The sequence below is a fragment of the Phenylobacterium sp. genome (assembly GCF_036402295.1).
Classification (GTDB): Bacteria; Pseudomonadota; Alphaproteobacteria; order Caulobacterales; family Caulobacteraceae; genus Phenylobacterium.
The window spans coordinates 1-10,967 of record NZ_DASWTE010000469.1 but is presented as its reverse complement, the minus strand read 5'-3'; the positions used below and the strand labels follow the sequence as shown (position 1 = coordinate 10,967).

Sequence of the window (10,967 nt, the reverse complement as noted above, 5' to 3'; positions counted from 1 at the left end):
CACCCGGGCGAAGGCGGCGTCGGCCGGGTCGCGGACGTGCAGCTCGCGCCCGGCGGCGAAGGCGATCAGCTTGGAGTCGGAGCTGGCGGCCACCGCCTCGATCCAGCGCCCGGGAACCTTGGCGAGTTCCGTGGCGCCCGCGGCCGTCGACAGCACGACGCGCCCGTCGTCGCCGCCGGTCAGGATGCCCTCGCCGGCGACCGGCAGGCAGGCCGACAGCACCGCGCCGTCGTGCGCCTCGACCTGCTCGCCGCCTTCGAAGCGCACCGATCCGTCGCCCAGGGCGAAGCTTGCGCGGCCCGCGCGGTCGAACAGGGCGGTGGTGACATAGGCGTCGAAGTCGAAATTCATGCGCGCGCTTTAGTGCGTCGAGCCGTCGCGGGGCAAGCGCCGGGCGTTCCCGCTGTTCGAACGCCGTTCAGCGCTTTCACGCTTTACAAGGGCTTGGCGGCTTGCCAATGGTCGCCGCGACAAGCGCGGACTGCGCGCGCGAAGGGTAAGGAACCAGGACGTATGGGCGCAAAGGTTGGCGGAGGGGGCGGCTCGAAGTTCGACCTCGGCCAGAACTCGGACATGAACGTGACGCCCTTCGTGGACGTCATGCTCGTTCTCCTCATCATCTTCATGGTGTCGATCCCGGCCGCGACCGTGTCGATCAAGCTCGACCTGCCGCCCGCGATCCCGCCGCCCCCCGGCACCAAGGTGAAGGAGCCGACGCTCATCAACATCCAGCGCGGCCAGGCGATCTTCATCGGTGAGGCGGCCACGAACATGGATCGCCTGGTCGGCGACCTGTCGGCCCAGCTGGCCCGCGACGAGCCGGCGATCCCGCCGACCGAGCAGCGCGTCTACATCCGCGCCGACCGGGACGTGCTGTACGGCGACTTCATGGCCGTGATGAACACCCTGCAGGGCAACGGCTTCTACCAGGTCGCCCTGATCAACGAAGAGCTCTAGGCCCTTCGGACAGACTATCGGACAGCCCGCCGGGGGAGACCTCGGCGGGCTTTTTCGTGCCCTGCGATTTGGGTCTTGCGAGAATGCACATGTGTAATATCTTACATGTGTAGCTTGCAACGGAGTCGCACATGGCTGCTTCCCTCTCCGCCACGTCCAACAGCCCCTGGAACATCCGCCAGAACGCCGACATCAACGTCACGCCCTTCGTCGACGTGATGCTGGTGCTCCTGATCATCTTCATGGTCGCGCTGCCGGTCTCGACCGTGTCGGTGAACGTGGATCTGCCGCAGTCCAACGCGAGCGCAGCGCCGTCGCAGCCGGTGATCGTGACTCTGACGCTGGACGGCCGGGTCTATGTGGGCGACCGCGCCACGACGCTTGACGGCCTGCCGGCTGCGGCGGCCGCCGCGCTGGGCAGTTCTGACCGCAAGCAGCGGATCTACCTGCGCGCCGACGAGGGCGTGCGCTACGGCGCCCTCATGGGCCTGATGAACACGCTGCGCCGCGCCGGCTACGGCAACCTCGGCCTGGTGGGTGAGGAGTTCTAGTCCCTAGCCTGGGCGGGCGGTCCCCATGGTGAGCCGCCCGTTCATCATTAAGCCGCAGGTAAACGTGTTCGTTTAGACCTGTGAGTTCAGGTGGGGTCAGAATGACCTCGTAGACAGCGCGAAGGCGCGAACAGAGATGTGGCAGGTCGTTGAGGTGTCGGTGGGACTCCAAACCCACCGCGGGCGGTATCGCACCGAGGGCAAGCGCCTGATCCTCGAGTGGCGCGGCGGACGCGCCGTCCAGTGGTGCGGCATCCTGCGCCCCGACGTCGTCGCCGCCTCACGTCTCCGCGCGCTGGTCTCGCACTCGCCGCTCGCCGCCTAGCCGCCCTCTCAGGCGGCGATGCAGTTCTCGAAGCCGGCCTTCAGCGCCGCCTCGTTCAGGTTCCGGCCGATGAAAACCAACCGCGAATAGCGGTTGTCGCCGTCGCGCCACGGCCCCTGGAAGTCGCCCTCCAGGATCATGTGAACGGCCTGGAACACCAGGCGCCGGTCCTCGCCCTTCACGTCCAGAATCCCCTTTGCGCGCAGGATGTCGACGCCCTGGGTCTGCAGCACGTTGTTGAGCCAGGCGGTGACCCGGGCGCCGTCGATCGGCCGCTCGGACGTCAGCGAGATCGAGGAGATGCCGCTCTCGGCCACATGGTCGTGGATGTGCCCATGGTCATGGTCATGATCGTGGCCGTGATGGTCGTGATCATGGTGGTCGTGATCGCAGTGGTCGTCGTGCACGTGGCCGGCCGCGCCGTGCGGTGGGTTCAGGAAATCGGGCTGCAGTTCGGTCACCCGGGCCAGGTCGAAGGCGTGGCGGCCCAGGATCGTGTCCAGCGGCACGTTCGAGCGCTCGGCCCGGCGGATCGGCGCCAGCGGGTTCAGCGTGCGGATGGCGCGCTCCACCTCGGCCAGCTCGGCCTCCGACACTAGGTCGGTCTTGTTGAGGATGATCTGGTCGGCGAAGGCGATCTGCTCGGCGGCCTCGCGGCTGTCCTTCAGGCGCAGCGGGAGGTGCTTGGCGTCGACGACCGTGGTGACGCTGTCGAGCTCTGTGCGGGCGCGAACGTCATCGTCCACGAAAAAGGTCTGGGCCACGGGGGCCGGGTCGGCGAGACCCGTGGTCTCGACGATGATCGCGTCGAACTTGCCCTTGCGCTTCATCAGGCCCGAGAGCACGCGGATCAGGTCGCCGCGCACCGTGCAGCAGACGCAGCCGTTGTTCATCTCGAAGACCTCTTCGTCGGCGCCGACGATCAGGTCGTTGTCGATCCCCACTTCGCCGAACTCGTTGACGATCACGGCGTACCTCTTGCCGTGGTCCTCGGAGAGGATGCGGTTCAGCAGCGTTGTCTTGCCGGCCCCGAGATAGCCGGTAAGCACGGTGACGGGTGTCTTGGTGAGGGTCTCGCTCATGGCGGCTCATGTAGTCGCCGTGAGCGCCCGAGGGAAGCTCAGCCCGCCAGCAGCGCCGCAGCGATCTTGTCGCGGGTGAGGGGAAGTTCGCGCAGGCGGGCGCCCAGGGCATGGGCGACGGCGTTGGCGATGGCCGCCATCGTGCCGCCCTGGCTGATCTCGCCCAGGCCGTAGGGGCGCGGATCTCGGGTGTTGAGCAGCTCGATCTCGACGGGCGGGACTTCGGAGAAGGTGAGGATCGGGTAGTCGTCCCAGGTGACCGAGGCGATCCCGGCGCCGCCCAGCTTCACCTGCTCTTTCAGGGTCCAGCTCGCGGCCATGACCATGCCGCCCTCGAGCTGGTTCCGCGCCCCGTCGGGATTGACGATCAGCCCGGCGTCGCAGGCGCACCACAGCTTCACCAGCCGGACCTCCTGCTCAACCTCCACCTCGGCGGCGACGGCGCACCATGCGCTGCGGCCACGGTGGCGGTCGTACGCGACGCCCAGGCCGCGGCCGGTCCCCGCCGCCCAGCGGCGCGGCCAGTCGCACATCTCCGCCGCCCTTTCGAGCACCGCGCGGCCGCGCGGGTCGCTCAGCATCGAGAGCCGGTAGGCGACCGGGTCCTGGCCGGCGATCTCGGCCAGTTCGTCGATGAAGCTCTCGCCGGCGAAGACGTTCGGCGGGCCGCCCAGCCCGCGCAGCGACGAGGTGCGCACCGGCGGCTTCACCACGTGCTCGACCGTGCGGGTGGCGGCGATGTCGTAGGAAGGGATGGCGTTCAGGAGGCCACCCGAGAAGCGGACCCCCGGGGGCATGGCCGGCTGCGGGCGGGGCGGCGGCAGGTTCTCGATCTTTGGCAGCGCATCGCCCGGCAGCGCCACGCCGCGGTTGGTGTGCGGCGGGTTCCAGATCTCGGCGGTGAAGTCCACGAGGCGGCCGGCGGCGTCCAGCTCGCCGGACAGCTCGATATGCATGGCCGCGCCCACGGGCGACCAGCCGAACTCGTCCTCGCGCCGCCACTGCACGCGGACCGGTGCGCCCGGCCGGCGCTGGGCGATCAGCGCGGCGTCGCAGGCCGCGTCGTCCGAGCCGTTGTGGCCGTAGTTGCCGGCGCCCGAGGCGTGGCGCACCTCGATGTCGTCCAGCGGGATGCCGGTGGCGCGCATCACCATGTCGGCCAGCGGATAGACCCCCTGGTTGTGCGCCCAGACGGTCATCCGGCCGTCCTTGAGCTCGGCCACGCCCACCGAAGGGCCGATCGAGCCGTGGGCGATGAACGGCTTGCCGTAGGCGGCGGCGTGGCGCCGGCGGTTGGCCGGCTCGGCCACCGGCGCGCCGGCGGTGAAGGTCTCGGCGGGCAGGGCCTTGAGCGCCGCGGGCTCGCTGAACGTCGGCGAGACGTCGCGGACGCCGTTCCAGCGGATCGTGGCGGTCGCGGCCTCCAAGGCGCGGACGGCCTCGGCCTCGGTGGCGGCGATCACGGCCACGAAGTCGTGGTCGACGAGGATGTCCACGCCGGGGACCGCCCGGCGGACGGCCGTCTCGTCCAGGCTGGCGAAGCGCGCGCCCGGGCCGGGCTGGCGCAGGACGCGGGCATGGCGCATGCCCGGCAGCCTGAGGTCGTGCAGGAAGGCCTCGCCGAACAGCTTGGGGGCGAGGTCCGTCCGCGGCTCGCTCACGCCCACGATCCGCAGCTGGTGCGGCGACTTCCACGGCGCCTCACCGGTGGGTTCGCGGTCGAGGTCGAGGCCGAGGCTCCAGTAGTCCTGGCCCGTAGGCCGGCCGTCGCGCAGCACGGCGCCGTCGCGCACGTCGAGCTCAGCCACGCCGCAGCCCAGCCGCTCGGCCGCGGCTGTGAGCGCCAAGGCCCGGACCTCGGCGCACACGGCGCGCAGCGCCGCGCCCGACGTCTCGATGGACATCGAACCCACCGTGCGGCCCTCGTCGGGGATCGTTCCTGTCATCGGCTCGGGCAGGCGGACCTGGGCGAAGGCGACGTCCAGCTCGTCGGCGGCGATCTGGGCCAGCGCCGTCATCACGCCCTGGCCGTTCTCGGTCTTGCCGAAGGCGACGGTGACCTCGCCTGGCGCCTCGAAGCGGATCCAGCGGTCGAGCCGCGGGTTGGCCGCGAGAGCCGGCGGGATCACGCGGCGGCGCCTTCACGCATCCGCCTCGCGGCCAGCGCCACCGCGTCGAGGATGCGGTTGTGCACGCCGCAGCGGCAGAGGTGGGCGTCGAGCGCCCGGGCGATCTGCTGGCGGTCGGGGTCGGGGTTGCGGTCGAGCAGCGCCTTGGCGGCCACCAGGATGCCCGAGAGGCAGTAGCCGCACTGGCCGGCCTGCAGGTCGAGGAACGCCGTCTGCAGCGGGTGTGGGCGCTCGGGCGTGCCCAGTCCCTCCACCGAGGTCACGGTGCGCCCCGCGACGGCCTCGGCCGACAGGGCGCAGGCGGTCTCGGGCCGGCCGTCCACCAGCACCACACAGGCGCCGCACTGACCCAGGCCGCAGCCGTAGCGGGCGCCCGAAACGCCCAGGTCGCCGCGCAGCACGTCGAGCAGGGTGGCGTCCGCCGCCGCCTCGACGCGGACAGGCGATCCGTTCAGCTTGAACTCGACGGCCTGGCGCACGACGTTGCCTCCGCAGACGGCCGGCACGAAATCGCATCGCACGCAGGCTGGCAACCGCGCCTTGACCGGCGACATATGTTATAAGATAACATTCTCCCATCCACCGCCCAGACGAGACCGCGCTTGACCTCCACCGCCTCCGCCCCGGACCGGCTGGACCCCCCTGAAGCGCTGGACGCCTTCCGGGCCGACCGGGTCTACCTCGGCGCAGACCACCGCCGGAACGAGCGCCGCACCTGGATCGTGACCGCGATCTGCGCGGCGACCCTGGTCGCGCTGGTGGCCGGCGGGGCGGCGACCCGCTCCATGGCGCTGATGGCGAGCGGCCTGCACATGGCCGCGCATGTTGCGGCGCTGCTGGTGGCGGCTGCGGCCTATGCGCTGGCGCGGCGGCACGCGGGCAACCCGGCTTTCAGCTTCGGCACCGGCAAGCTGGGCTACCTGGCGGGCTTCGCGAACGCGGTGGTCCTGGCGGTGACTGCCGTGCTGATCGGGGCCGAGAGCATCATCCGGCTCCTGAACCCCCAGACCGTGGACTACCAGGACGCCCTGCCGATCGCCCTGGGCGGACTGGCGGTGAACCTGGTCTGCATCTGGCTGCTCAAGCCCACCCACCTCGCGGCGCAGCGCAATGACCCGCAGGGCGACCTGAACCTGTCGGCCGCCCACCTGCACCTGACCGCCGACGCGGCCGTCTCGGTGCTGGCGCTGGCGGCGGTGGCGGCGGGTGAGTTCGCCAACCTGGGCTTCGCGGACCCGCTGGCGGGCCTGCTGGCCGCGGTCCTGGTGGCGCGGTTCGCCTGGTCGCTGCTGATGCGGGCCGGCGCGGCCCTGCTCGACATCAATCCCTCGCCCGAACTCACCGCCGAAGTGCGCCGCAGGCTGTCAGACGAAGGCGAGCGGGTGATCGACCTGCACCTCTGGCGCCTGGGTCCTGGGCACCACGCCGTGATCGCGGTCATCGCCGCGACGCATCCGAAGCCCGTGGCGACCTACCGGGCGCGGCTGGCTGGACTGGCGGGCCTCAGCCACGTGACCGTCGAGGTGCGCGGCGGTGCGGACGGCCATGATCATGCCCACGACCATGCACATTCTTAGGGCGTTCGAGCGTTACTAGGTCATGGCTGGCTGGATTCCCCGCAAGCGCGTCATCGTCTTCGGCGTCCTGGTGGCTGCCGCGGCGCTGGCGGGCGGCCTGGTGTCGGCCGACCGGGCGACGAAGCAGGCGGCCTCAGCGCGGCTCACGGCGACCCGCCTGACGATCTTCCAGGAGACGGCCCCCGAAGCGCCAGCCGCGCTGCAGGCGCGCCTGGAGCAGCTCGTCGCCAGCTATCGCGAGGACGTGGGCGTCGCGGTCACCGACGTGACCGACGGCTGGACCGCAGGCGTCGACCAGGACCGGCCCTATCCGCAGCAGAGCGTCTCCAAGCTGTGGGTCGCCATCGCCCTGATGCGTGCGGCGGACGAAGGGCGGGTCGCCATCGACGGCTGGCTCACGATGACGGACGCGGACCGCTCGGTCTTCTTCCAGCCCGTCGTGGCCGAGTACCGGTCGGGCAGCTATGCGGCGCCCGTCTCCGAGCTGTTGCGGCGCGCGCTGGTGGAGAGCGACAACGCCGCCAATGACCGGCTGATGCGCGAGCTGGGCGGCCCGGAGGGCGTGGGCGCGGCGCTCGAGGACATGGGCCTGAAGGACGTGAAGGTCGGCGCATACGAGCGCGACCTGCAGGCGCTGACCGCGGGGCTTTCCTGGCAGCACGCCTACGGCTTCGGCCGCAACTTCCAACACGCCCGCGAGGCGTTGCCGATGCCGGTGCGCGAGGCGGCGGCCGACGCCTATGTGGCCGAGCCGCAGGACGGAGCCTCTCCGGCGGCGATCACCGCGGCGCTGGCGGCGCTGTCGCGTGGCGAGCTCCTGTCGGCGGAATCCACGGCGCGGGTGACGGGCCTGATGACGGCGGCGCGCACGGGGCCGCGGCGGCTGAAGGGCGGCCTGCCTGCCGGCTGGTCGATCGCCCACAAGACCGGCACCGGCCAGGATTTCCAGGGCGCCTCGCTGGGCATCAACGACGTGGGGCTGCTGACCGCGCCCGACGGCCGGACCTATGCGGTGGCGGTGATGATGCGCCGCACGCGCCATTCCGTGCCGGCGCGGCTGGCCTTCATGCAGGCGGTGTCGCGCGCCGTGGTTGAGCAATGGCTGCGCGATACCGGCAGCGGCAGCGTCGTCGCCGACTGACTACCGCGCGGCGCCGGTGGCGGCGGGGCGCTGGATGCCCTTCACGACGGTGACGCGGATGGGCTCGCCTTCCATGCTCTTCGACGACCAGACGGCGCCCACGCCGCTGCCGGCCGGGAACGCCGTGCAGTAGTTGAAGGGCACGGGGACCGGCCGTGACTGCTTCAGGCAGACCTGGCCCGCGGCCTTCTGCGACCACTTGCCGGATGACCACTTGCCCCGCCGGCCGAAGGCTTCCCAGGTGCCGTCGGGCTTGAACCAGAGCCACTGGTAGCGGCCATCGGGATAGAGCGCCTTCACCGTGTTGCCGAAAGCGGCCGTGACGCCGCCCGTGGAGGCGGCCCTGGCGGGCTCGCCGGCAGCGGCCGGGCCGGCGACGAGGGCGAGGGACAGCGCAGCGGCTATCGGACGGGATCGATGCATCGGACCGGAAGTACGCTCGGATCAGGCCAAAGGATGAGGCCCATGTTTGCCCGGGCCTGCGTGAACCCCAGCTGACAGCCTTCGCCGTACGCCTTCAACCCCAGTAGGGGCCGACGCCGTAGCTGGAGTAGAAGCCGTAGATGGAATCCCGGGTCTGGGCGTCGGTCCAGCCCGACAGTTCCTTCTCGTCGATCATCGGGGCGTGCTGCAGGTCGTCCCTGCTCATCGGCACGACGTAGGCGCGCTTGTCCGGATCGTACTTGAGCAGCTTCCAGGGCACCGGGTGGTACTTGGCGCCGATGCCCAACAGGCCGCCGAAGGACAGGATCGCGTAGGCGACGTCGCCCGAGACCTTCTCGATGGCCACGTCCTCGATCTTGCCCAGCTTCTCGCCGGCCGTGTTGACGACGTCGGTCCCGTTCACCCGGTCGGCGGGGATCAGGGGATGCGCAGGCTTCTTGGCGGTCATGGCTGGCCTCCGTTCGCTTGATCGGAGAACTAAACGGCCAAGCCGCCAAACGGGTTCAGCGGACGGCCACGACCGGCTTGGCGCCCAGAGCGGTGCGCCCGACGCCGTCCACCTCGTAGAGGGCCTCAAGCGGTCCGCCGGGCTTGAGCCTCAGGGCGCCCACGGCCGCGGGGTCCGCGGCGATCTCGGCGGTCTGCATCACCCCGATGTCGCGGTTGCCGGCGACGATGACGAACCGGTTGCCCGCGGGACCGCGGAAGCTGGCCAGGTAGCCGTAGTCGCGGTTCGGCCGGTCGCCCTGGGCCTTGCCGGCGCCCGAGACATAGGTCGCGCCCGTCTTGCGGTCGACCAGCTCGTCGTAGGTGGAGCCGATCGCGAAGCGCGAGCGGGCGAACACCGGCTCCTGCAGCACCCTGAGCCCCGACAGGTAGCCCACGTAGACGATGTCGGCGGTCTTCAGCATGTCGGGCGTCAGGTGCGATGCGGTGACCACCTGCACGCGCTCGCCGCCGCCCGCGGCGTGTCGGACCAGCGGCATGAGCTCACGCAGCGCCAGGGTGGCGCCGACCGGCGTGTAGTAGGTGTCGAGGTCGATGTAGCGGCCCTGGAGTTGCGGGTTGTCCATCAGCCAGGCGTCGAGGTCGGCCGGCGAGTTGATCTCGAAGGCGCGGATCATCCGCTTGGGGCCGTCGCCATAGTCGGTGTCGCCGAAGATGTAGTAGTCGCCCACCACCACGATCACCGGCCGCTCGCGCCCGATCCCGGCCCAGAGCGGCGAGGCGGCGGCGCGGGCGAGTTCGCGGGTCGGCGCGCCGTCGCGGGCGATCCAGGCCCACGCGGCGATGTTGCCGAGCGCCAGCGCCGCGAGGCCGGCGACGAGCGGCAGGAGCCAGCGCGGGCGCGGGCGGCGCGCCGGCTCGGGCGGAACGGCGGCCGCAACGACGTCGAGCCGGTAGTCGCCGACCGGGATCACCAGGCGATGCGGCTCGCCCGCGCCTGCCCCGGCGTAGAAGTCCTCGAGCTTCTTGCGCAGGCGGTGCACGTAGACCCGAACCGAGGCGTCGCCGGAGAGGTCCAGCTGTCGGCCGAACACGTCCTGGGCCACGTCGGCTTCGCGTGGGGTGCGGCCGTGGTGGGCGGGATCGGCCAGGTAGTCGAACAACCGCGCCAGGCCGTGGCTGCGGCCCAGCACGCCGGCGGCGCGGACCCGCGCCACCTGATCGGCGAATGCTTGCGATTGCGGCTGACCCATACCCGACTTTCGACGCCCAAGGGCTCGTGTAACCCCCTGTAACGGGTCTGGAAAGCCTAGGCCACGCGCACGCCACGTGCACGCGCCCTATCGCCGCGCATGAAAGAGGCCCCGAAGCTGCTGCGCTGCGGGGCCTCGAAGGTGCGGTGGCGGGGCGAAGACTAGTGCTTCTCCATCTTCTCCTCGACCGCCTCGGCCTTCTTCTCGCCGGCTTCCTTCACCGCCTCGGCCTTGGCCTCGATCGCCTCGCCGGCCTTCTCGGCCTCGGCCTTGGCCGCGTCCGTGCCGGACTCGGCGGCCGCCTTGGCGGCGTCGGCCGTAGCCTGCATCTGGGCCGCCGTAGCGTTGGCCTGGGCCTCGACGGCGTCCCCGGCGGACTCCGCCGCCTTCTCCTGGGCGTTGTTGCAGGCGGCGAGGCTGAGGGCGCCCAGGGCGGCCACAGCAGCGATCACGATGCGCATGGGGGTTCTCCTGACTTGATACCAAGCTGAAGCGCACGAATCCGTGATTGGTTCACGGAAACGCGATCACATCTGCGGCCCACCGGACCCTGGTCCTACGCCTTCACAAAGGGCTGGCTCAGCGTCGGCTGGCCGGTGATGGCCAGGAGCGCGTTGGCCACCGCCGGGCCGATCACCGGCGTCCCCGGTTCGCCGACGCCGGACGGCGGGGCGCCCGAGGGCACGATGTAGGTCTCGACGGCAGGCGCTTCGGAGTTCCGCAGCACGCGGTAGGTGTCGAAGTTGCCCTGATCCACCACGCCCCCGGTCAAGGTGACGTTGCCGAACAGCGCCGCCGACAGGCCGTAGCAGGTGCCGCCCTCCATCTGGGCGGCGATCTGGTTGGGCGAGATCGCCGTGCCGCAGTCGATGGCGGTGACCACACGGCCCACCTTCGGGACCCCGTTCTCGACCTTCACTTCGGCGACCTGGGCCACGACCGAGCCGAAGCTCTCATGCACCGCCACCCCGCGGGTCCAGCCCGCCGGCGCGGGCGTGGTCCAGCCGGCCTTCTCGGCGGCCAGGTTCAGGACCGCCAGGTGCCGATTGGCGCCGGCCTTC

13 protein-coding genes and 1 pseudogene are annotated in these 10,967 nt (G+C 71.0%); 5 read left to right on the top strand and 9 right to left on the bottom strand.

Annotation, left to right across the window (positions count from 1 at the left end; translation table 11 throughout):
• Window positions 1–351, bottom strand: a pseudogene (locus VGD44_RS26215) (WD40 repeat domain-containing protein); the annotation flags it as partial.
• A gap of 162 nt (window positions 352–513) precedes the next feature.
• Here VGD44_RS26215 and VGD44_RS26210 point away from each other — a divergent pair.
• From VGD44_RS26210 to VGD44_RS26200, 3 genes are all read left to right on the top strand, one after another.
• Window positions 514–957, top strand: coding sequence for a biopolymer transporter ExbD (locus tag VGD44_RS26210; protein ID WP_331091709.1), 444 nt, complete (start codon window positions 514–516; stop codon window positions 955–957).
• A 131-nt stretch (window positions 958–1,088) separates the two neighbouring features.
• On the top strand, window positions 1,089–1,508 hold the full coding sequence (locus VGD44_RS26205; RefSeq protein ID WP_331091708.1) for a biopolymer transporter ExbD: 420 nt from the start codon (window positions 1,089–1,091) through the stop codon (window positions 1,506–1,508).
• 136 nt (window positions 1,509–1,644) lie between these two features.
• Complete coding sequence (locus tag VGD44_RS26200) at window positions 1,645–1,833, top strand: hypothetical protein (RefSeq protein ID WP_331091706.1); 189 nt, start codon at window positions 1,645–1,647, stop codon at window positions 1,831–1,833.
• An 8-nt stretch (window positions 1,834–1,841) separates the two neighbouring features.
• Here VGD44_RS26200 and VGD44_RS26195 read toward each other — a convergent pair whose 3' ends face one another.
• The 3 genes from VGD44_RS26195 to VGD44_RS26185 are packed head-to-tail and all read right to left on the bottom strand — an operon-like array spanning window position 1,842 to window position 5,523.
• Window positions 1,842–2,915, bottom strand: a complete 1,074-nt coding sequence (locus tag VGD44_RS26195; RefSeq protein WP_331091704.1) for a GTP-binding protein — start codon at window positions 2,913–2,915, stop codon at window positions 1,842–1,844.
• A gap of 38 nt (window positions 2,916–2,953) precedes the next feature.
• Window positions 2,954–5,044, bottom strand: coding sequence for a xanthine dehydrogenase family protein molybdopterin-binding subunit (locus VGD44_RS26190; protein ID WP_331091702.1), 2,091 nt, complete (start codon window positions 5,042–5,044; stop codon window positions 2,954–2,956).
• A complete protein-coding gene (locus VGD44_RS26185; RefSeq protein WP_331091699.1) occupies window positions 5,041–5,523 on the bottom strand; it encodes a (2Fe-2S)-binding protein in 483 nt (160 codons plus the stop codon). The genes VGD44_RS26190 and VGD44_RS26185 overlap by 4 nt, the downstream gene beginning before the upstream one ends.
• A gap of 123 nt (window positions 5,524–5,646) precedes the next feature.
• Between VGD44_RS26185 and VGD44_RS26180 the strand changes: the two genes are divergently transcribed.
• Together VGD44_RS26180 and VGD44_RS26175 are read left to right on the top strand one after the other, a co-directional pair.
• Window positions 5,647–6,621 (top strand): cation diffusion facilitator family transporter, encoded by a 975-nt coding sequence (locus tag VGD44_RS26180; protein ID WP_331091697.1) that lies wholly within the window; start codon window positions 5,647–5,649, stop codon window positions 6,619–6,621.
• Window positions 6,622–6,643: 22 nt separating this feature from the next.
• Window positions 6,644–7,762 carry a serine hydrolase gene (locus VGD44_RS26175; RefSeq protein ID WP_331091695.1) on the top strand — a complete coding sequence of 373 codons (1,119 nt, stop codon included), beginning with the start codon at window positions 6,644–6,646 and terminating at the stop codon, window positions 7,760–7,762.
• On the opposite strand, the gene VGD44_RS26170 is transcribed toward VGD44_RS26175, so the two are convergent.
• From VGD44_RS26170 to VGD44_RS26150, 5 genes are all read right to left on the bottom strand, one after another.
• Entirely contained in the window at window positions 7,763–8,185 is a 423-nt protein-coding gene (locus VGD44_RS26170) for a hypothetical protein (RefSeq protein ID WP_331091693.1), read from the bottom strand. It abuts the gene before it with no gap.
• A gap of 94 nt (window positions 8,186–8,279) precedes the next feature.
• Window positions 8,280–8,654, bottom strand: coding sequence for a PRC-barrel domain-containing protein (locus tag VGD44_RS26165; RefSeq protein WP_331091691.1), 375 nt, complete (start codon window positions 8,652–8,654; stop codon window positions 8,280–8,282).
• Between the two features lie 55 nt (window positions 8,655–8,709).
• Window positions 8,710–9,906, bottom strand: coding sequence for a helix-turn-helix domain-containing protein (locus VGD44_RS26160; RefSeq protein ID WP_331091689.1), 1,197 nt, complete (start codon window positions 9,904–9,906; stop codon window positions 8,710–8,712).
• A gap of 161 nt (window positions 9,907–10,067) precedes the next feature.
• Window positions 10,068–10,367, bottom strand: a complete 300-nt coding sequence (locus VGD44_RS26155) for a hypothetical protein (protein ID WP_331091687.1) — start codon at window positions 10,365–10,367, stop codon at window positions 10,068–10,070.
• Window positions 10,368–10,462: 95 nt separating this feature from the next.
• Window positions 10,463–10,967, bottom strand: a 505-nt coding sequence (locus VGD44_RS26150) for a molybdopterin cofactor-binding domain-containing protein (protein ID WP_331091685.1), incomplete at its 5' end; no start/stop codon positions are given.

Coding starts and splice junctions, on each gene's coding strand:
- VGD44_RS26210 (WP_331091709.1), top strand. CDS start 514: ATGGGCGCAAAGGTTGGCGGAGGGGGCGGCTCGAAGTTCGACCTCGGC.
- VGD44_RS26205 (WP_331091708.1), top strand. CDS start 1,089: ATGGCTGCTTCCCTCTCCGCCACGTCCAACAGCCCCTGGAACATCCGC.
- VGD44_RS26200 (WP_331091706.1), top strand. CDS start 1,645: ATGTGGCAGGTCGTTGAGGTGTCGGTGGGACTCCAAACCCACCGCGGG.
- VGD44_RS26195 (WP_331091704.1), bottom strand. CDS start 2,915: ATGAGCGAGACCCTCACCAAGACACCCGTCACCGTGCTTACCGGCTAT.
- VGD44_RS26175 (WP_331091695.1), top strand. CDS start 6,644: ATGGCTGGCTGGATTCCCCGCAAGCGCGTCATCGTCTTCGGCGTCCTG.
- VGD44_RS26170 (WP_331091693.1), bottom strand. CDS start 8,185: ATGCATCGATCCCGTCCGATAGCCGCTGCGCTGTCCCTCGCCCTCGTC.
- VGD44_RS26165 (WP_331091691.1), bottom strand. CDS start 8,654: ATGACCGCCAAGAAGCCTGCGCATCCCCTGATCCCCGCCGACCGGGTG.
- VGD44_RS26160 (WP_331091689.1), bottom strand. CDS start 9,906: ATGGGTCAGCCGCAATCGCAAGCATTCGCCGATCAGGTGGCGCGGGTC.
- VGD44_RS26155 (WP_331091687.1), bottom strand. CDS start 10,367: ATGCGCATCGTGATCGCTGCTGTGGCCGCCCTGGGCGCCCTCAGCCTC.